The sequence below is a fragment of the Candidatus Trichorickettsia mobilis genome (genome assembly GCF_034366785.1).
GTDB classification, from domain to species: Bacteria; Pseudomonadota; Alphaproteobacteria; order Rickettsiales; family Rickettsiaceae; genus Trichorickettsia; species Trichorickettsia mobilis_A.
Genome location: NZ_CP112932.1, coordinates 838,815 through 860,652 on the forward strand (window position 1 = coordinate 838,815; position 21,838 = coordinate 860,652).

General features: G+C 35.7%; 19 protein-coding genes. 15 read left to right on the forward strand and 4 right to left on the reverse strand.

What is annotated here, in order from left to right:
• The first annotated feature begins 25 nt into the window (after positions 1-25).
• From waaA to nuoE, 13 genes are all read left to right on the forward strand, one after another.
• Positions 26-1,282: a lipid IV(A) 3-deoxy-D-manno-octulosonic acid transferase gene (waaA, locus tag Trichorick_RS03835; RefSeq protein WP_323737720.1), complete on the forward strand. Its 1,257-nt coding sequence runs from the start codon at positions 26-28 to the stop codon at positions 1,280-1,282.
• Between the two features lie 367 nt (positions 1,283-1,649).
• On the forward strand, positions 1,650-2,870 hold the full coding sequence (locus tag Trichorick_RS03840; RefSeq protein ID WP_323737721.1) for a dicarboxylate/amino acid:cation symporter: 1,221 nt from the start codon (positions 1,650-1,652) through the stop codon (positions 2,868-2,870).
• Positions 2,871-3,013: 143 nt separating this feature from the next.
• A complete protein-coding gene (locus Trichorick_RS03845) occupies positions 3,014-5,254 on the forward strand; it encodes a DNA translocase FtsK (RefSeq protein ID WP_323737722.1) in 2,241 nt (746 codons plus the stop codon).
• Between the two features lie 177 nt (positions 5,255-5,431).
• Complete coding sequence (locus tag Trichorick_RS03850; protein ID WP_323737723.1) at positions 5,432-5,938, forward strand: CarD family transcriptional regulator; 507 nt, start codon at positions 5,432-5,434, stop codon at positions 5,936-5,938.
• Between the two features lie 59 nt (positions 5,939-5,997).
• Positions 5,998-6,414 (forward strand): hypothetical protein, encoded by a 417-nt coding sequence (locus tag Trichorick_RS03855; RefSeq protein WP_323737724.1) that lies wholly within the window; start codon positions 5,998-6,000, stop codon positions 6,412-6,414.
• 273 nt (positions 6,415-6,687) lie between these two features.
• Positions 6,688-7,770, forward strand: coding sequence for a tRNA 2-thiouridine(34) synthase MnmA (gene mnmA / locus Trichorick_RS03860; RefSeq protein ID WP_323737725.1), 1,083 nt, complete (start codon positions 6,688-6,690; stop codon positions 7,768-7,770).
• Positions 7,767-9,161, forward strand: coding sequence for an amino acid permease (locus tag Trichorick_RS03865; RefSeq protein WP_323737726.1), 1,395 nt, complete (start codon positions 7,767-7,769; stop codon positions 9,159-9,161). Before mnmA ends, Trichorick_RS03865 begins: the two co-directional genes overlap by 4 nt.
• Before the next feature lie 388 nt (positions 9,162-9,549).
• Positions 9,550-10,140: a leucine-rich repeat domain-containing protein gene (locus Trichorick_RS03870; RefSeq protein WP_323737727.1), complete on the forward strand. Its 591-nt coding sequence runs from the start codon at positions 9,550-9,552 to the stop codon at positions 10,138-10,140.
• Between the two features lie 357 nt (positions 10,141-10,497).
• Positions 10,498-10,869 (forward strand): NADH-quinone oxidoreductase subunit A, encoded by a 372-nt coding sequence (locus Trichorick_RS03875; protein ID WP_323738864.1) that lies wholly within the window; start codon positions 10,498-10,500, stop codon positions 10,867-10,869.
• An 11-nt stretch (positions 10,870-10,880) separates the two neighbouring features.
• Positions 10,881-11,393: a NuoB/complex I 20 kDa subunit family protein gene (locus Trichorick_RS03880; RefSeq protein ID WP_323738865.1), complete on the forward strand. Its 513-nt coding sequence runs from the start codon at positions 10,881-10,883 to the stop codon at positions 11,391-11,393.
• Between the two features lie 8 nt (positions 11,394-11,401).
• Positions 11,402-12,004: an NADH-quinone oxidoreductase subunit C gene (locus Trichorick_RS03885; RefSeq protein WP_323737728.1), complete on the forward strand. Its 603-nt coding sequence runs from the start codon at positions 11,402-11,404 to the stop codon at positions 12,002-12,004.
• Between the two features lie 506 nt (positions 12,005-12,510).
• Positions 12,511-13,680 carry an NADH dehydrogenase (quinone) subunit D gene (gene nuoD / locus Trichorick_RS03890; protein WP_323738866.1) on the forward strand — a complete coding sequence of 390 codons (1,170 nt, stop codon included), beginning with the start codon at positions 12,511-12,513 and terminating at the stop codon, positions 13,678-13,680.
• Positions 13,677-14,243 (forward strand): NADH-quinone oxidoreductase subunit NuoE, encoded by a 567-nt coding sequence (nuoE, locus tag Trichorick_RS03895; RefSeq protein WP_323737729.1) that lies wholly within the window; start codon positions 13,677-13,679, stop codon positions 14,241-14,243. Before nuoD ends, nuoE begins: the two co-directional genes overlap by 4 nt.
• A 446-nt stretch (positions 14,244-14,689) precedes the next feature.
• On the opposite strand, the gene uvrA is transcribed toward nuoE, so the two are convergent.
• Complete coding sequence (gene uvrA, locus Trichorick_RS03900) at positions 14,690-17,560, reverse strand: excinuclease ABC subunit UvrA (RefSeq protein ID WP_323737730.1); 2,871 nt, start codon at positions 17,558-17,560, stop codon at positions 14,690-14,692.
• A 134-nt stretch (positions 17,561-17,694) separates the two neighbouring features.
• Between uvrA and ssb the strand changes: the two genes are divergently transcribed.
• Both ssb and Trichorick_RS03910 read left to right on the forward strand, forming a co-directional pair.
• Complete coding sequence (gene ssb / locus Trichorick_RS03905) at positions 17,695-18,135, forward strand: single-stranded DNA-binding protein (protein ID WP_323737731.1); 441 nt, start codon at positions 17,695-17,697, stop codon at positions 18,133-18,135.
• 193 nt (positions 18,136-18,328) lie between these two features.
• The gene (locus Trichorick_RS03910) at positions 18,329-19,135 is read left to right on the forward strand and encodes an alpha/beta hydrolase family protein (RefSeq protein WP_323737732.1); all 807 of its coding nucleotides are present in this window, start codon (positions 18,329-18,331) and stop codon (positions 19,133-19,135) included.
• A 227-nt stretch (positions 19,136-19,362) separates the two neighbouring features.
• Here Trichorick_RS03910 and Trichorick_RS03915 read toward each other — a convergent pair whose 3' ends face one another.
• The 3 genes from Trichorick_RS03915 to map are packed head-to-tail and all read right to left on the reverse strand — an operon-like array spanning position 19,363 to position 21,837.
• A complete protein-coding gene (locus Trichorick_RS03915; protein WP_323737733.1) occupies positions 19,363-20,376 on the reverse strand; it encodes an MraY family glycosyltransferase in 1,014 nt (337 codons plus the stop codon).
• Positions 20,373-21,062, reverse strand: a complete 690-nt coding sequence (gene radC, locus Trichorick_RS03920) for a RadC family protein (protein WP_323737734.1) — start codon at positions 21,060-21,062, stop codon at positions 20,373-20,375. Before radC ends, Trichorick_RS03915 begins: the two co-directional genes overlap by 4 nt.
• Positions 21,052-21,837, reverse strand: coding sequence for a type I methionyl aminopeptidase (gene map / locus Trichorick_RS03925; RefSeq protein ID WP_323737735.1), 786 nt, complete (start codon positions 21,835-21,837; stop codon positions 21,052-21,054). The genes radC and map overlap by 11 nt, the downstream gene beginning before the upstream one ends.
• Between the last annotated feature and the right edge of the window lies 1 nt (position 21,838).

Here is a 21,838-nt window from a genome sequence, read left to right on the forward strand (position 1 = left end):
TTGAATATATACAATTATGTAAATTATGCTTCACGTATATAATATGCTAACTATTTTGCTAATGCCAGTATATATAGTTGTATTGATTATTAGAATATTTAGACAGAAAGAAATTATATCACGAATATTCGAGCGTTTTGCATTCTCTGATCGACAAAGACCAGCAGGCGCATTGATTTGGGTACATGCTGCAAGCGTTGGCGAATCAATTGCAGCAATGACCATCATTAATGCAATAAACAAGATTTCTTTGCATAATTTTTTGGTGACTTCCGGCACTGTATCTTCGGCTCAGATATTAGCTAGTAAATTACCAGCAAATGCCATTCATCAATTTTTACCTTTTGATAATGTCTTAGTGATTAAAAAATTCTTTAAACATTGGCAGCCAGATCTAGGAATTATAGTCGAATCAGAATTATGGCCATGTTTAATTAATGAGGGCAGCAAAAACTGTAAATTATTATGGGTGAACGCTCGGATCTCAGATTATTCGTTTCAAAAATGGCAAAAATTTAGCGGATTCTTTCAATTTATTATAGCTAAATTTAGCGATATTATTGTGCAAAGTAGTATAGATTTTAAAAAGCTTCAGACTCTTGGAGCGAAGAATATTATTAACTTGGGGAATATAAAATTTGCCAATGAGAAACCGGCTGTTGATCAGCAGCAATATGCAAAAATAACTGAACATTTGCAAGGTAAAAAAATAATAGTAGCTGGCAGCACTCATTTTGAAGATGAACAAGTAATTCTACCAGTGGTTCATCAACTAAAAACTCAGTTTCCAAATTGTTATCTGATCATTGTTTTACGTCATCCAGAGCGAAAAAATGAAGTAGTGAAATTTTGTCAGAACTTAAATTTAACCGTCAGTGTTAGATCAGAGACCTCATTGCCATCATTAACCAGTGATCTATATATTGTCGATAGCTTTGGTGAGTTAGGTTTATTTTATAGTATTGCTGATATTGTCTTTGTTGGCGGTTCATTCAAACAGGGAGGACATAACCCTATAGAACCTGCTCATTTTGGTAAAATAATAATCTTTGGTCCAGATATGAGTAACTGTCAAATTATCGCCAATGAGATGATAGATTCTGATGCTGCAGTACAAATAAGTGATCAGAAAGAGTTATTAGATAAATTACAGCATTATCTACAGTGCAATGATACTACAGAGGTACAAGTTTATAAAAATAACGCAGCTGTGTTTATTCAAAAACATCAACAAATATTAGCGAGTTATTTAGAAATTATTAGTAAATATATTAATAAATAAAGTATAAAATATACTGTGCAATAGCTGCGAATTGAATTTGATTTTGAGAAGTGAAGGTGCGCAGCATAGATAAACTATGTGAGCACCTGAATCCTTGATAAAATCAAAGAGCAATTCGCAGCTATTGCACAGTATATCTTTCTTGACTTTGAACAGAAATTAAGTTAGAAGCTAAGTATATAGTCAAAATTCTTTACCTCTATGTTTATTAAACATATCAATATTATCAATCATCCTCTGCAAAGTTTTTTTGCTATGCCAATTCTAGTTAACTCATCTTTCTGCTGTTGTTGTAAATAATAGTCATAAGTCTTCTTATAATCTAACCTTTTATTTTTTTAATTTCATTTATGTTATGTGAGGCAAGATGAGTATTTACTCTAAATTGCAACAGTTATTGTTGCAGCAACGAAAATTATTATTATATGTTCTTGCTATTAGTCTTGGGATAGCTAGCGGCTTGTCAGAAATTAGTTTTCTACATCAAGCAGTACATTTGATTACCGACGCATTCATGAGAATCTTTAATTTCTTAAGCCTACCACTAATTGCATTAGCTCTTATTGTTACTATTACTACTTATAAAACCGATGGTGAGATGAAATCGTTAAGTAGCAAGACTTTACAATATACTTTTGGCACTACTATAATTGCAGCAACAGTGGCTTGCGTACTATATATATTAATTGCGCCGAAATTACCAGATGCTAACATGATAGAAGCCGTTACACCAACGGCTGAGAATAATGATTTTAAAAATCATTTATTGCATCTAATTCCTATTAATCTATTTGAACCTTTTTTGGAGCATCGAGTAATTAGTGTACTATTAATGTCTATAGCTATAGCTATTGCCACGCGTAAGATTAATAATATTGAGGCTAGGAGTGCCATAATAAATTTTTTCCAGGGGTGGCACGACATTTTTATGGTGTTGACAAAATGGGTAGTAACAATTATTCCATTGGCATTATATGCTTTTATCGCTGTTAGCGTAATTGAACTTAAAGGCGGCCAGGATTTTAGTAGTATAATAGAATATTTATTAGTTATTATCTTAGCTAATGTGGTGCAAGGGGTGGTTATTTTACCGCTATGGTTAAAGTGGCATAATATTTCACCACTTTCTACTGCTGCTGCTGCTATGCCGGCATTAACCATTGCGTTTTTTTCAAAATCATCTTCTGGAACATTGCCAATAACTATTGATTGCGCTCAAAGCAGACTTGGTATTTCACCAATAGTCGCCAAGTTTATTTTGCCACTATGTACGACAATTAATATGAATGGTTGTGCTGCTTTTATTTTTACAACTGTTATTTATATTTCACAAAGTAATGGTATGATAATTGACTATGCTACTCTGGCAAGTTGGATTATTATTGCGACCATAGCAGCGATAGGTAATGCCGGAGTGCCCATGGGCTGCTTCTTTTTGAGCGCAAGTTTGCTTGCCGCTCAAGGAGTACCCATAAGTTTAATGGGAATTATTTTACCATTTTATGCGGTAATTGATATGGTTGAAACGGCATTAAATGTATGGTCTGATCTTTGTGTAACCAAAGTAGTTTATGAACGCTCAGTATAGCTTCTCCAGTTGAACTATAATACGTCAATTTTGTAAGTTTCGGCTGTGCGCAACAAAGTAATCACTGCTTGCGCAGCCTTGCTCTGAAATTAACGTATTATAGTTCAACTGGTTTTGCTATAAAGTTTACGGAGTATAAGTAGGTGTTATATTATTTACAAAAATGGTTTTTGCATAATAAGATCCAGGCAATATTACTGATGGTTATTGGTATAATAACCATCACCTCATTAATAACTTATAGCCAGGAAGATCCTTCTTTCAATTTGGTAACTCATAAATACCCAAGCAATTTTTGTAAATATTTCGGTTCATATTTATCAGACTTATTGTACCAATTTTTAGGTTTATCTTCTTTTCTACCAGCCTTAGCTTGTATTATTTGGGCAATTATTTTGTATAGAACCGGCGAATTACCATGGTTCGCAGCTAGATTTATGGTTATCATTGTTGCTAGCATTGGATTTTCAATATCTTGTTCGAATTTAAAAATTAAGAGATTGCCCGCAGATGGTGGTGGCGCTATTGGAATAATGTTACATCCATTAATTAGTGAGTATGGATTAATTGCTGATATCATACTTTTTCTGCTTTCGATAACATTATTTTTTACTTGCTTGGGAATTAATTCACGTACGTATTTAGCTATTTTTACAAAACTCACCAGTATTTTTAGTGTATTTGCTAAAATCAGCAAAAAATATATAAATAAGCTTAAATTTAGTAAAACAATAAAACCAGCTATAATTAGACAAGCTCCGGCTATTACAAACAATGAAATAGAGTATTTGCAATCAGCAAAAGAGGAAGAAGCGCCTTTGGCGTCTTATCATACTGTTCCTAGAACTAAAACCAAGTCCGTTAGTGAAAGTAAAACAGCTAATTTATCTACTACAATTCCTCCGATTGATTTGCTAAAGAATCCTGATAACCAACAGATTAGAACTGAAACTAAAGCAGAATTAAAACAGAATGCAGAAAATTTATTAAAAGTATTAGGAGATTTTGGTGTTAAGGGACAGATTATTGATATTAGTCAAGGACCGGTAGTTACTTTATATGAGTTTGAGCCGGCCGCCGGCACCAAATCTTCAAGAGTAATCGGTCTCTCAGATGATATCGCTCGGTCACTATCAGCTATTTCAACCAGAATTGCAGTAATTCCTGGCAGAAACGTTTTAGGAATTGAGCTACCAAACAAACAACGAGCTTTCTTTTGTTTACGAGAATTAATCGAAACAGCTGAATATCAAGATAGTAATATTAGTTTACCTTTAGTGCTGGGTAAGGATCTCGCCGGCAAACCTTTTATTGCCGATTTGGCCAAGATGCCCCATTTGTTAGTTGCTGGTACTACCGGTTCTGGTAAATCGGTGGCGATTAATGCGATGATTATGTCTTTACTTTATCGCTATACTCCAGAAGAATGCCGCTTAATTATGATCGATCCAAAAATGTTGGAGCTATCAGTATATGATAATATTCCGCATTTATTGACGCCTGTAGTAACCGAACCTGGAAAAGCAGTAGTGGCGTTAAAATGGGCGGTGAAAGAAATGGAAAATAGATATAGGCTAATGTCAAATGTTGGAGTTAGAAATATTAGTGGTTATAATGCCAAGATCATTGAAGCAATTAAAGCCGGCAAGACATTAGAGCGTACAGTGCAAGTGGGATTCGATCCGGAAACAGGTGTTCCTATTTACGAATCTATTGCTATTAATATGGAGAAATTACCATTTATTGTAGTGATAGTCGATGAAATGGCGGATTTAATGCTTGTAGCCGGCAAAGATATTGAATCTTCAATTCAGCGTTTAGCACAAATGGCCAGAGCTGCCGGCATTCATATTATTATGGCTACTCAGCGCCCATCTGTTGATGTGATCACCGGTGTAATCAAAGCCAATTTTCCAAGTCGTATCAGTTTTAAAGTTACTTCAAAAATTGATAGCAGAACCATTCTAGGAGAACAAGGCGCAGAACAGTTGTTGGGATTAGGCGACCTGTTATATATGGGTAATGCGGCTAGAATTACTAGAGTACATGGACCTTTTGTAGATGATTCAGAAGTCGAGAAAGTTGCGGAATATCTTAGGGCCGCCGGGACTCCAGAGTACATCTCAGCAGTAACAGCATTAGCAGATGAAGATGTTGTAGAAGCAGAAGAAGTAAATCTTAACGGTAGTGACAATGAAAGTATGTATAAAAAAGCAGTCCAGATTGTACGGCTTGAACGTAAGGTTTCTACCAGTTATATACAAAGATGCTTACGGATAGGGTATAACCGTGCAGCAGATATTATTGACCGAATGGAGCGTGAAGGTATTATTGCTGCCCCTAATCATGCAGGAAAGCGAGAAATTTTATTGCCAGAGGAATAATAGTACTAAAACCCTCTTGGAGAACTGATAAAAATGTGATATAGTGTCAGGTTGTATATTATTTAAATTTCGATCAAGCAACGTTGTATGCTGAAAAGCGTATAAAGTAAAGCGTCATTTCAAACTTTCTAAACACTTAAATTTATTATTTAATATTTAAAGAAAAGAGAGGTATAGATGCCAATCGCACCTGATTTTAGAATAGGCGAAAGAGTTGTATATCCATCACACGGAGTTGGTGAAATAGTTAATATTGACACTCAAACCATTGGTGGCACAGCTATACAAGTGTATGTCATATCATTTCCTCAAGACAAAATGACTCTTAAGGTGCCAGTTAATCGTGCTGCTGCTGCGGGCTTAAGAACTCTTGTCTGCAAAAATGATTTAGGTAAAATATATTCTACATTACAAGGAAAGCCTAAACAAGGCAATAGAATGTGGAGTAGAAGAGCTCAAGAGTACGAGGGAAAGATTAACTCTGGTGATGTTGTTGCTATTGCAGAAGTAGTGCGTGACCTATACAAAAATGTAGATAGCGACCGCTCTTATAGTGAACGTACTATTTATGAATCAGCATTAAATAGGCTTGCGGGTGAATTAGCTATTCTTGAAAGCATTAATTCCGAAGATGCTATTAGCAAACTAGTTGAAATTCTTAAGGAAAAAAGAATAGCTGCTTAGAGCAAAGGGCGAATAGTAATCATCTTCAATAATTTCATATAAAAGGATTTGTTTTAAGAATGTTTATTAACCATGCAAGAAGTATTATATTATTTATAACATTCTTAATGACTATCTATAATGCCAGCGCATTACCCGCTCCAATGAGTGATAAAGAATTGTTGGAAGCGAGCGATTTTGTTGGAGAAGTTAAGGTAATCGGAGTAGTAGCGACTGAAGATGATAAAAGTACGTATAAAGGAATAACAGTGGCCAGGTACAATGCCTGGCTACAGGTTATTAAAACCATCAAAGGTCATTTTAATCCATTGGATACTATTGTTGCTTGTTGGCACGAAATTCCAAAACCACCGTTTGTAGGAGCATGGTATGTAGGTTTCTCTCCTCAAGAACATACAGTTATATATCTGAAGTTACAGGATGATAAGCGTTGTTATACTGCTGTCAGCTGGAATGCAAAGAAACCGGTAAAATAACTTCGTTAAACTTTACTGAGAGTGTTCAGTAAACTATACACATCAAGTTAAGCTAAAATACGTCTGAGCTGAGGTAACTACGTTTCCGTGACAATCTAGTTTATAAAGAAGTTAGCAAGCCTTTCTGGATTGCTTCGGCTATGCCTCGCAATGACTATTTGACGCAAGTTTTTGAACTCTCTTGCTTTTTTCCACAAAACTCAAAATTACCTACCATGTTGTTGCTACATACACTTTCTAAGTTCATATTTTTAATGCATATATATTTTATTTATGGTTAATACGTACAAAACCCAAGAAACTATAGTGGTAGCGATGTCCGGTGGCGTTGATAGCTCGACTGTAGCAGCAATGTTACATGCTGAAGGATATAAAGTAATTGGTGTTACTTTGCAGTTATATGATCACGGCAGTAGCATAATGAAAAAAGGTGCTTGTTGTGCTGGTCAGGATATTTATGACGCAAGCCAGGTAGCCGCTAAATTAAGTATCCCACACTATGTTCTGGATTATGAAAGCAAATTTAAAGAATCAGTGATTAGTGATTTTGTTGATAGCTATGTACGTGGTGAGACACCATTACCATGCGTACGATGTAACCAGTCAGTAAAGTTTCAGGATTTATTAAAAGTAGCAAAGGATTTAGGTGCTTCTGCTCTCGCCACCGGTCATTATGTACGTAAAATTAATGGTAAAACAGGTGCTGAGCTGCATACTGGACTTGATTTACAAAAAGACCAAAGTTATTTCTTGTTTTCAACTACCAAAGAACAATTAGAGTATTTGCGCTTTCCACTCGGTGAGTTGACTAAAGAACAGACACGAACTATGGCTACTAAATTTGGCTTGTTTTTAGCGGATAAACCAGATAGCCAGGATATTTGTTTTGTACCAGACGGTAATTATCGAAATATAGTAAATAAGCTCAGGCCTGAAGCAAATCAGCCAGGAATAATAATGCACATTGATGGTTTTGAATTAGGTCAACATCAGGGAATTATTAATTACACCATCGGTCAACGTCGAGGGCTTGGGATTGCATTTTCGAGTCCATTATATGTAATAAAAATTGATCCTTTAACCAGAATAGTATATGTAGGTCCTGAAAGTGCATTGGCTGCTAGTGAGTTTATTATTAAAGATATTAATTGGCTGGCGGATGATATAGCAGAGACTAAGTATGTCAAGGTTAAGATTAGGTCCACACGTCCGGGAGAATTTGCTTATATTAATAAGATAGAGGACAATCAAATGCGTATAACTTTGCTTGCTCCGGAAAAAGCTGTAGCACCAGGTCAAGCTTGTGTTATTTATGATGATAGTAGAGTGCTTGGTGGAGGCTGGATAGTAAAATGAATTTTTTTAAGCAAAAAAGCTTTGAATCAGTAAAAGAAATAGCCAATATTGGTGGTTTAAATAAAAACTTAGGAGCATTTGATCTCATACTATTTGGTTTGGGTGGTATTATTGGCACTGGTGTTTTCGTACTCACTGGATTAGTTGCGGCCAAATATTCTGGTCCAGCAGTAATGCTATCATATATTATCGCTGGTGGAACTTGTATTTTTGTCGCCTTAGCCTATACCGAACTTGCCACCATGTTACCAACTTCAGGCAGTGTATACACCTACTCTTATGTAGCCTTTGGTGAAATTATCGCTTGGTTAATGGGCAGTATAATGATCTTGGAATTATGCTTTATGGCAGCAGCAGTATCAGCTGGGTGGTCTGGTTATGTTCAGTCTATTCTAAAGACAGCCGGCTTTACCATTCCGAGCATGTTGGTTAAAGTGCCAGCTGATGGTGGCATCATGAATTTACCGGCTTTCTGCATCATAGCAATTGTCGGTCTGATATTGTATTTTGGTAATAAAGATAGCGTCAAAATCAACGCCATTTTAGTATTTATTAAAATGGGTGCGATATTTACTTTTGTATTTTCTGCCACTCCTCATTTTAAAATCAGTAATTGGACTGATTTTATACCTTTTGGCTTTGATAATGTGGTAATGGGCGCTTCAATATTGTTTTTTGCTTTTACTGGTTTTAGTAATATTGCCGCCTCTGCCGAAGAATGTAGAAATCCAAAACGTGATATAACGATCGGAATTATCGTATCTTTAGTCTTGGCAACGTTAATATATGTCTTAATTGGTGGATTAGTTACCGGCATCATCAATTTCTCTGAATTAAATAATCAGCATCCTTTAGCTCATGCGCTAGCGATCAACGATAGCAATATCGGTTCAGCGATTGTTGCTACCGGCGCTATTTGTGGAATGACTACCGTAATTATGATTAGTTTATATGGTATATCTCGTATCTTTTACGTGATAGCTCGTGACGGCTTGTTACCAAAATTTCTAGCAAAACTTCATCCTAAACATGATAGTCCTTATGTAACTATCGGAATATTTTCAACAATCTCTGCTTTGCTTGGGTCTTTGTGTCCTTTTGAAATTTTAGGGCAATTATCAAGCATGGGAGCGTTGATTGATTATATTGTCATAGTAATAATAGTAATGTTATTTCGCTTTAAACTACCGAATGTCAGCAGATCTTTTACGTGCCCAGTAGTATTTATTGTAGCTCCGGCTGCATTTTTAGCTTCGATGTATCTTTTATTCAAACAATTTATTGATAATAGCGGTAATTTATCAACACCGGGTAAAATGATCGTATATTGGTTAGTTGTGGTATTTATGCTTTACGTGGTAAGATCAATCTTCATAAAAAATAAAATATAAATGCTGTTTGTTTGACAATGATAGCCATATAATAATATAAGTCAGCACTTATAATAATATGGTTATTTTTTATGAAGCATCATCTTAAGCCTATATCTAACTCGATACTAGATTCATTGTATACTAAACGTTTTCTGTTACTTAATCATAACTTTGACGTCAACAGAATGGAATTGCTCACTACAACGCTTGCTTATGATGAAGAGTACGAGGTAACAAAACTCTATTTTCAGAAAGCGAGATAAGTATTCCAGCTATACGAGAATTATCCACGCTTTTTACAACCGTAGCAGCCACTATTATTCAAGAGCTCCACATCACTTATGCTAATTTTGATGATAATGCATTAAAAATACTAGCTAAAGGGCTGAAATATAGCCAGTTACAATTGTTAGATTTAAGGTATAATGATATACAAGCAGGAGGGGCGCAAACCTTAGCTAACCTATTACCGGAAATTCCAATAAAAGCTTTGTTTCTGGGGCATAACCAAATAAAAGATGAAGGGGCGGAAATTATAGGTGATATACTGTCACTGCCAGATAGCAGTGTAGTAATACTTGACCTAGGGCATAATGATATAACTTCTGCTGGAGTTAATGAATTAGCAAGAACTTTGAGTGATACTCAACTAATTGGACTTTCGCTAGATAATAATATTATAGGGGACTTAGGAGCAATATTTTTAGCTCAAGAATTGAGTAGAACTGATATAGAAGGATTGCCAGTAACTAATGTAAGGGTACTATCATTAGAAGCATGTTTTATTGGTAATGATGGGGCAAAGGAGATAGCCAGCTGCCTTCAATATAGCAATATAAGCATACTTAATTTAAGGTCTAACGTTATTAGTGATTATGTAGCAGGATTGTTTGTTCCAGTTTGCTCATCTGAGCAGTTAATTGATTTAAGCAATTTATATAATCATGGACATAACATTGTTATTGTAGGAGGAGTATGTTATTCTGATGAGGGTTGATTTATGGTTTCGTTTTGGATAAATATTGATTTCCATTGCTAATTTCATCGCCAATTAATATAATTTAAGTGTATTCTAAGTTAGAATGTTCAACAAACTACACTTGTCATTTGTTAATTTAAGGGAAAATAGGCAACATGGACCATTCATTGTGAGGCGTTGCCGAAGCAATCCAGTTAAGTGTGGTTATTTTCCCGAATTGCTTCGGTCACTATATGTGACCTCGCAATGACGGGTCTTGTTTAATTGATACAGTTCATTGAACACTCTTCTTTTTACTTAGAAGTGTATGATTCAACAAGCTGTATCAGTGCTAGTGTTAAGAAAAAGGTAGGAAGAAGTATGACAACGCATCATATATTACAGTCTTCGGATTTTTTGCAACAATATTTGCCTGTTGCAATATTTTTTGGTGTTGCAATATTTTTATCCTTGGTAGTAATAATGTTGCCGGTAATATTGGCACAACAAAAGCCAAATAAAGGTAAATTGAAAGAGTATGAATGTGGCTTTGATGCATTCGGCGATGCCCGAGGACAATTTGACATCAGATTTTATTTGATAGCGATCTTGTTTATTATTTTTGATCTTGAAGTAACTTTTCTGGTACCATGGGCTATTAGCTTAGGTACTATTGGTAAATGTGGATTTTTCTCGATGATGTTCTTTTTATTGGTACTAACTATAGGTTTTATCTATGAATGGAAACAAGGAGCATTAGACTGGTGAATAAAAATATAATGGATGATGTTATTCAAGATCAGAATCAAGATCTGTTGTTTAACGATGAATTATCTAACAGAGGATTTGTTCTAAGTAAAGTAGATGAATTAATAGCCTGGGCAAGATCTAATTCACTATGGCCAATGAGTTTTGGTTTGGCTTGCTGTGCAGTAGAAATGATGCAAACAGCAACCAGCCGTTATGATATAGATCGTTTTGGGATGCTGTTTAGGCCAAGTCCACGACAGTCTGATTTAATGATTGTCGCCGGTACTCTAACTAACAAAATGGCACCGGCATTACGTCGGGTATATGATCAGATGGCTGATCCAAAATGGGTAATCTCCATGGGTAGTTGTGCTAATGGTGGCGGTTATTACCATTTTTCATATTCTGTGGTGCGTGGATGTGATCGAGTGGTGCCAGTGGACGTATATGTACCTGGTTGTCCGCCAACTGCTGAAGCTTTATTGTATGGGGTGTTACAATTACAAAGGAAAATTAGACGTACTACTAGATTTAAAGGATAGTTTTACCTATGCCACAACAAGTAATATTAAAAATTATTGATAATTTTATTACAAGTAAACAATTACAAGCAATAAACATAAATATAAAAGATTTTATAGCTTATAAAGTTACTAAAGAACAGCTGCTTACTTTGTTATCATTCTTGAAAACATCAGAAGAACTGCGTTTCACCATTCTAACCGACTTATTTGCTGCTGATTTTCCTGATCGTCATCAAAGGTTCGAGCTAGTCTATAATTTACTTAGTCTTAAATTAAATACCAGGCTTTTACTAAAAGTTGAATGCGCAGAAGATGAACCTGTGTCATCGATTGCGCAAATATTTAGTGCTGCCACTTGGTACGAGCGCGAAATATACGATATGTTCGGCGTGAATTTTATTGATAATCCAGATATGCGACGTATCCTTACTGATTATGGTTTTGTTGGTCATCCATTAAGAAAAGATTTTCCAGTAACTGGGCATTTGCAAGTTAGATATGATCAGTCGTTAGAGAGAGTGATCTATGAACCAGCAGAGCTTGAACAAGAATTTAGGATGTTTGATTTTTGTAGCCCATGGGGAGGAGCGGATTATCCGCTACCTGGAGATGAAAAAGCTACAAAATAAATATACCTCTTCAACTTCAAGAGGGTGGTAGGAGAACGAGTGGTGCTCTTGCGCAGCGTAGTAACTTTTGTTTCGCACACTCGCATCCGAAGTTCGACACCCCAAATCTTGAAGTTCAAGAGGTATGTTCGGTGAAAATCAAAGATTGCAGCGTCGTATCTAAAGATCTGCGGTGCCTCTTGATTTCATATGCTTAAGTTAAGGAAAACTGATGCTCATCCGTCATTGCTAGGGTTTTGCCCGAAGCAATTCAGAAAAACTCGGTAATTATTTACTGGATTGCTTCAATCACTAAGGTGATCCCGCAATGACGAACCTTACTTTAATTGACACAGTTTATTGAACACTCTCCGCAATGACGGTGAAGAAGCCCGTAATGACGGTTTGTGTCGTCTCTTTTTCTTAACTGGATGCATATGTTTCTTGACTTTGACCTTCGTTTACCTTAACTCACGTCAAAGTACAAGTCTAAAAACCACTATTGAGCAATGAATATGGCAAATGACATTACCTTAAAACATATGACCTTAAATTTTGGTCCGCAACATCCAGCTGCTCATGGAGTGTTAAGGTTAATTTTAGAACTTGACGGCGAGGTTATTAACAAAGCTGATCCTCATATTGGGTTATTGCATCGAGGCACGGAAAAATTAATAGAGCATAAAACCTATATGCAGGCTGTTCCGTATTTTGACCGATTGGACTATGTATCACCTATGTGTCAGGAACATGCTTTCGCATTAGCGGTGGAAAAATTACTGGGATGCGAGGTGCCAAGGCGTGCACAGTTTATCAGAGTCATGTTTTCGGAATTAACTCGTATTTTAAATCACATTATGAACATCACGGCTCAGGCTCTTGATGTTGGTGCCACTACGCCAATGTTATGGCTGTTTGAAGAGCGTGAGAAAATAATGGAGTTTTACGAACGTGTTTCTGGTTCCAGGATGCACTCTAACTACTTTAGGCCAGGGGGAGTAGCACAAGACTTACCCGAAGGTTTATTATCGGATATAGAAGCTTGGTTGCAACAATTTCCAGACAAATTAAGCGATGTTGAGACGTTGTTAAATAATAACCGTATCTGGAAACAACGGCTTGTTAATATTGGAGTTGTTAGTCAAAAACAAGCAATGAATTGGGGGTTTTCCGGTCCAATGTTACGTGGGTCAGGTATAGCTTGGGACTTGCGTAAATCTAATCCATATGATGTATATGGGGAAATGGATTTTGATGTCCCTGTTGGTAAAAATGGTGATTGTTACGATCGATATTTGATTAGAGTTGAAGAAATGTATCAATCTTTACGCATTATTCGACAATGTATTGATCAAATACCAGAAGGAGAAATTAAAACCAGTAATGCTAAGATTGCTCCTCCTTCGAGGAAAGATATGAAAGAGTCTATGGAAGCATTAATTCACCATTTCAAACTATATACTGAGGGCTATAATGTGCCAACAGGAGAGTCATATGGAGTAGTTGAAGCACCAAAAGGAGAATTTGGTGTATATCTATATGCTGATGGCTCGAATAAACCTTATAGATGCCGAATTAAAGCTCCAGGTTTTGCACATTTGCAGGGAATAAATTTTATGGCGCAAGGACATATGATGGCTGATATTGTCACCATTATTTCTAGTCTTGATATAGTGTTTGGTGAGGTTGATAGATGACAGCAACGGAAATTTTAGAATTTAGCTTTAATAAAGATAATTTACAGAAAGCACAAGAGATTATCAGCCATTACCCGGATGGTAAGCAACGAAGCGCAGTATTGCCCTTGTTAAATTTAGCACAACGTCAGGTTGGTGGGTGGTTACCACAGATAGCTATAGAATATGTCGCAAAATTCTTAGATCTGCCTTTTATTAGGGTTTATGAAGTTGCTACATTTTATACTATGTTTAATTTAAAACCAGTAGGCAAACACCACATACAGATATGTGGTACTACTCCATGCTGGTTACGTGGTAGCAATGAAATTACCAAAGTTTGTCATAATGAACTAGGTATTGGTTTGAAAGAGGTAACTCCAGATAAACAATTTAGTCTGGTTGAAGTGGAGTGCCTGGGTGCTTGTGTGAATGCTCCGGTAGTTCAGATCAATGATGATTATTTTGAAGACCTAACACCTGAACTCATGACTGAGTTACTCAATAAGCTTAAAGCTGGTGAATCAGTTCGGCATGGTTCGCAAGTAGGTAGAACTGGTGCTGAACCAAAAAACAATAGGTGAGCGTTCTCAAGTTTTGTAATTTGAACGTTAGTATAGCACATACAGGGCGTTATTACGAGCTGGTATCTATTCACGTCCTTGGCAAACCTTTATCGTATCAAGTATACAGATGGTGAGTTTGACAACAAACTGCCTCCACGATGTCATTCCCAGCAACGGCGGGAATCCAGCGTACATCTAAGCATTTGAGGCTTTTATTCCTAGATTCCCGCCGTTGCTGGGAATGACATCGAGTGCGTTAATAAGACTAGTGTATATATCATACATCTGAGCTAAGATTTTATTAAAAATTGAAGCAATTGTTCAGTCTTTATCATCTCTTTGAGTTGATTCCTAGATTGCATTAATGGCTTGTGCACTCCTCAGCTCAGATGACATGAAAGCGTTATAGTAGCGTTCAATTTTAAAAATCGTGAACGCTCGCTCCTTACTCGAGATTATATAAATTACATATAATGTTTCAAATATTGCCCGGTAATGCTCTCGGCGCAAGCGATAATTTCAGCTGGAGTACCAGTAGCTACAATTCTACCGCCTTTGTCTCCTCCCTCTGGGCCAATGTCAATAATATGATCGGCAGTTTTGATTACATCCATATTATGTTCTATTACTAACACGGTATTGCCCATATCAACAAGTTTATACAAAATTTTAAGTAATCTACTGATATCATCAATATGTAACCCCGTAGTTGGTTCATCCAATATATATAAGGTTTTACCAGTAGAGCGTTTTGATAATTCCTTTGCCAATTTTATGCGCTGAGCTTCTCCACCTGATAATGTGGTAGCAGATTGACCAATTTTAACATAACCTAGTCCCACTTCATTTAAAGTAGATAGTTTCTCATATATTGCTGGTACTTTTTCAAAAAAATTCATTGCATCTTCAACAGTCATTTCCAAAACATCAGAGATTGATTTATCTTTATATTTAACTTCTAGTGTTTCTCGATTATAGCGATGACCATTACATCCATCGCATTTAACATATACGTCTGGTAAGAAATGCATTTCTATTTTAATTACTCCGTCTCCCTGGCATACTTCACAACGTCCGCCTTTGACGTTAAATGAGAACCGACCGACCTTATAGCCTCTTGCTTTTGACTCTGGCAGATCGGTAAACCAATCTCGAATAAAGGTAAATGCGCCGGTATAAGTAGCTGGATTAGACCTTGGTGTACGGCCTATAGGTGATTGGTTAATATCAATAACTTTATCTACATGTTCTAGCCCTTTAATCATTTCGTAGTGTCCTGGGTGAACTTTGGCAGTTGGTTCTAAATACTTTAACGCTGCTTTATAAAGTGTGTTGATAATTAAGCTTGATTTACCGCTGCCTGAAACTCCAGTAATTACCGTAAAAGTACCAAGTTTAATGGTAAGATTAACATTTTGTAAATTATTGGAGGTTGCACCTAGTAATTCTATAGTTTTATCATGACGATTAATATTTTCACTAATTCTTGTAGCTATGCATTTTTGCTTACTTAAATATTGCCCAGTAATACTGGTAGCACAAGTCTTGATTGTTTCAATAGTGCCTTGAGCAATTATATGTCCACCATGAATACCAGCTCCAGGACCAACATCGATAATATAATCAGACTCGATCATGGTTTCTTCATCATGTTCTACCACTAGTACCGTATTGCCAAGGTCACGAAGATTTTTAAGAGTAGCAATCAATCTGGCATTGTCACGCTGATGCAGGCCAATCGATGGTTCATCAAGTACATATAGCACACCACTTAAGCCTGAACCGATTTGCGATGCCAGACGTATACGCTGACTCTCACCACCTGATAAAGTCCCTGATTCTCGTGAGAGATTCAAATAATCAAGTCCAACATTTAACAAGAATGTCAACCGCTCAGAGATTTCCTTTAAAATTTGTTCTGCAATAAATAATTGTTTGCTACTTAACTTGAATTCCAATTGCTCAAACCAGTCTTTGGCTTCAACTATAGTCATTTTAGTGACCTCACCAATATTTAAGCCAGCAACTTTTATGCATAAAGATTCTGCTTTTAATCGGTAACCATTGCAAATGCTGCAATCATATTCAGTTTTAAATTTTATCAGATCTTCTTTTAGCCAAGTAGAATCAGCTTTACGATATTTTTCCTCTAGGCTAGGGATAATACCGGCAAAAGGTTGAGCTACTAATTGTGACTTGACACCGTCGTAATATTTAAAATTAATTATTTCGCCATCAGAACCATAAAATAATATTTTTTTGATATTTTCAGGTAAATTGGCAAAAGGTGTATCTAATGAAAATTGATAATGATTGGCTAGGCCAGTAATAGTATCTAAGAAAATTTTGGATAGTTCCTTCCCCCATGGAGCAATAGCGCCATTCTTAATGCTTAAAGCTGGATTTGGTACTATTAATTCTTGATCAAAAAACATTTCCTTGCCTAGACCTTCACAGTGGCTACAAGCGCCAAATGGACTATTGAATGAAAAAATACGCGGTTCAATTTCAGCAATTTGGAATCCGGAAATAGGACAAGCATATTTTTCAGAAAAAATTATCCTATCACCTTGAGCATGCTCATTTAAATTTTGAGATCCATCCATACATTCAGGTACTTCAACAATCTCAATACAAATTATCCCATCTGCAAGCTTTAGAGCTAATTCAATACTATCAGCTGTTCTGTTGCCAAGGTCATCTGCTACCATAATTCTATCAATAATTACTTCAATATCATGTTTTTTGTTTTTATCAAGTTTTGGTAATTCATCAATGTTATATACTATGCCATCAATAATTAGTCGCTGAAATCCTTGTTTTTTTAGTGTTAACATTTCATGGCGGAATTCGCCTTTTTGCGATCTAACAATTGGTGCCAAAATGTAAAGTTTGATTCCTGGTGGCAGGTTATGCACTATATCCACCATTTCCGAAATGGTTTGACTTTTTATAGGCAATCCCGTGGCTGGAGAATAAGGTATACCAATTCTGGCATATAATAACCTCAGATAATCATAAATTTCAGTGATAGTTCCTACTGTAGAACGAGGATTTCTAGAAGTGGTCTTTTGATCAATGGCGATGGCTGGGGATAAGCCAGTGATTGATTCAACATCTGGTTTATTTTGCAGATGGAGAAATTGTCTGGCATAAGAAGATAAGCTTTCAACATATCGTCTTTGTCCTTCTGCATAAATAGTGTCAAATGCAAGTGAAGATTTTCCAGATCCACTAAGTCCGGTAATTACAACTAGTTGATTGCGTGGAATATCAACATTAACCTTTTTAAGGTTATGTTGCTTTGCTCCACGTACTTTTATATATTCTTGCATAAGTTGAATTGGTAGTTAAAAAACCTATGGCATTATAGGAGAATTTCTTTTATTATTGCAATAGCTATTAAAAATAATATAGTTATTTGCTAATAGTTCAGGTAGCTAATTTTTGATTGGGTCGATATAAATTTATGGTTAATAGTTTAAATAAGGTTACATTAATTGGTAATGTAGGGCGTGATCCAGAAGTAAGGTCTACTAGTGAAGGCAAGGAAATAATAACGTTAAGCCTTGCAACTAGTGAATCTTGGAAAGATCGTGCTACTGGTGAACGCAAGGAAAAAACGGAATGGCACCGCATTGTAGTATTTAATGAGGGATTAGTTGGTATTATCAAAAATTATGTAAAAAAAGGTAGCAAAATATATATAGAAGGTAGTTTGCAAACGCGTAAGTGGGTTGATCAAGCTGGTCATGAAAAATATACTACTGAGATTGTGTTGCAAAATTTTAACGCTAATCTGATTTTGCTTGATGCCAAGAATCCTGGTAGTGGCCTAGAGTCAATGCTACCAAAGAATAATAATAGTAATTTTGATCATAGTGAGCTTGATGATGAAATACCTTTTTAACATATATACTCCGCATCTTTCAAGAATTGCTCTTCCAAAATTGCAGAAGCTCCGCTCCTCAAATAGCTTACTATGTTCCGGTGCTCGCTCCTTATTTTGGAATTCAATTTTTGAGATATGCGGAGTATGCTCGTTATTTTGTAGAAGCGCCTCTAGCTTTCTTAATAAATCGTTAAGGATATTTATTACCTTAATGATTGGCAGTATGCTTTTGTCTGCTTGTCATACTACTAATGTTATAACTAGAAATATTGACTCAGATTTTGTTGGTAATTCAAATGGCTTTACCAAAAAATTAGTCAAAGGCGGTAATTTCTGGATTACTACTTATCAAAGAATCAGTAATAAACACTTGCCATATGTGTTTTATATTGAAGGCGATGGTTTAGCTTATACAGGGCGTTATAGTATTTCTGATAATCCAACTCCTGTACGTCCAATGTTATTAAAACTGGCTGCTTTAGATAGCCGACCTAATGTTGTGTATATAGCACGTCCATGCCAGTTTACTCTTATGAATTTGAATCCTAACTGTAATCAGTCTTATTGGACTAATTTAAGAATGTCTGATGAAGTAGTAGCTTCCTTGAATGAGGTCATCAATGTTACCAATAATGAGCTGCCATTTAGTATAGTTGGTTACTCAGGTGGTGGTGGTATCGCAGTATTAATTGCTGCCAGAAATAAGTCAGTCAAAGACATTATTACTATTTCAGGAAATCTTGATCATATTAGCTTTAACAAATATCAGAATGTTAAGCCAATGCTAGGTTCACTCAATCCTATTGATTATGCAGCGAAAATACGTAATATACCACAGTTACATATATCAGGAGGAAAAGATACTATAGTACCTCCTTTTATAGCTGATAAATTTGTTCAAGCTAGTGATTCAGCTTGTGTACATCAGCATATCTTTGATGTGGCACAACATAATAAGGGATGGGAAGCTATTTGGGATTATATCTTGAACATGCCATTAACATGTTATAAAAATTAGTAGCGGTATACTCGATGAACTTCAAAAATTGGCGTCGTTGCTATGTTCGACCTCCGCTGCCCGGCTCCAAGACTCCTAGCACTTTTTAAAGTTGATCTTTGTCTACCAACTTTATCTAACTAGAAGTGAGCGTTCATAAGTTTAGAGAAATCGTCATTGCGAGCTGAACAGAAAAAGGTATTTGCAACAGCAAAAATTCGTGAACAGTTACAACTAAAGTATATATCTCATTTTTTGCTGCTGAAACTGACTAGCGTAGTCATTACTACTAATATAGCACACATAATAGATAATGCCGGATAGTATAAGGCACTAATCGCAAATATCATTAATAATAAATTGCAAAATATTATTCGCCACACTACTTGCTTATTGGTAAAACCATTTCTTATTGCTTGTTGAAAGAAATGTTTTAAATGTGGTTGCCAGATTCTTTCTCTATTAATCAATCTAATTAGTATAGTTAAACCGCCATCAGCTAAATAATAAAGGCTAGCAATGCTTGCTGCGGCGAATAGGCGCGCACTTGAAGCTGAAATTAATAGCAGACATATTCCTATTAGAAAACCAAGGCCAATACTACCAACATCACCAATAAATATTTGAGCTGGAGACCAGTTAAATATTAAAAAACTTATAGAGCATGCAAGTAATATTACTGCAATAACTATTATAAGCTTTACGTTGAGGATTATCTCATATTTCAAATAGCACAGTAACAATATGGTTATTGATAAATGAATTGATTCTACTGCGGTAATGCCATCAATACCATCTAAGAAATTATAAATATTTAGAAATGCGGTGAGTGCTATTGTTGCAAAGATAAAATCTATAAATACTGGTACTTCTTGATGCAATAAAGTTGCTGGGTATAAAAATAACAAGACCGCTAATGCTGAACAAACTAAATGAATGATAAATCTTGTTAATACTGAAATAGCCCTTATGTCGTCTAAAAATGATACTAGAGCAATTATTAAAAATAATGGTAATAACTTAAAAATACCAGTCATTTGATTGAAAAAAAAATACTCGAATGTGCTTCCCAAAACAATTAGTACCAGTACCATAGCAAGCCCGCCGCCGCGTGGCGTAGTTACTTGATGAACTCTTCGATTATCAGGCTTATCTACTATACCAAATAACCATAATTGTTTAATTAGTAATTTGGTGATGATGCAAGATCCTGCTAAAGCCAACAAAAATAATGCACTTAATTGTACAATATGAGAAGTCATAATAATAAGTTTGACTTAAAGCTATAATATTCTCCACCAGCAATAATGACATGGTCATGGACAGAAATACTAACGGCGCTACAAACTTCTACTATTTTTTTGGTTAGTTCTAAATCGCTTTTTGATGGTGTGGGACTACCACTAGGATGATTATGAGTCAGTATAATTGCTCCAGCTTCATGAAATAAAGCACGTTTAATGATTTCTCTAGGATATACTGCTGCTTGATCAATAGTACCTACCGACATTAACTCATCAGCAATCAAAATATTTTTCTTATTTAGAAATAGTACTTTAAACTGTTCAATTTTTAAACTTCCCATTGTTGATTTTAAATAGTCAAGTAGGTCGCTCCAGCAACCAATAATATTATTATTTACAATTTTTTGTTTTAATACTCTATTGAGAAGTTCACGTACCACATAAAGGTTGGTACAAAAATTTTTATTAATACCTTCAATTAATAATAATTTATCTTTATCAGTATTAATTAAATTAGATAACCCACCAAATTGGTTTAGTAATTTTTTAGCGATAGGTTTAACATCTCGTCTAGGAATAGCTGTGAACAGTAATAATTCCAATAATTCATAATCTGCAAAACTGTCTAGCTGATGATCTAAGACTTTTTGCCGTAACCGTGATCGGTGACCAATATAATGAGGTTGCAATTGATTATCTTGCATATGGAGGGTAATGCAGATTTTTTGGTGATAAGGTAAATATTTCGTAACCAGTTTGAGTTACGCCGATAGTATGTTCAAACTGTGCTGATAAAGATTTATCACGTGTAGTAACAGTCCAACCATCCAAGCGACTTAAGATAGTATCAGGAGCCCCAGCATTGATCATCGGCTCAATGGTAAAAAACATACCTTCCTTTAAAATTGCTCCAGTACCCTTCGTTCCGTGGTGAAATACTGTCGGCTCGGTATGAAAGATCTTTCCGACACCATGACCTGTATAATCTCTAACTACAGAATAATTATTCTTTTCAGCATAGCTTTGGATTGCATGTCCTATATCACCAAGATGTGCTCCTGGTTTTACCTGTTCTATGCCTAGCATCATCGCTTCATAAGTAATCTGAATCAGACGTTTTTGTTTAATACCAATGTTGCCAACATAATACATTCGACTATTATCCCCATGCCAGCCATCAACAATGACAGTAACATCAATATTAACAATATCACCATCTTTTAATTGTCGATCATTTGGAATACCATGACACACTACATGATTTACTGAAGTACAAATTGATTTCGGGAATCCACGGTAGTTTAATGGTGCTGGAATAGCTTTATGAGCAATAATGAAATCATGACACAAATCATTTAAATGATTTGTCGTTACTCCTGGATATACATGATCAGTAATAAAATCTAATGTTTCCGCAGCTAATTTTCCTGCTATTCGCATCTTAGCAAAATCTTCTGCGGAATGAATCGTAATAGCCATT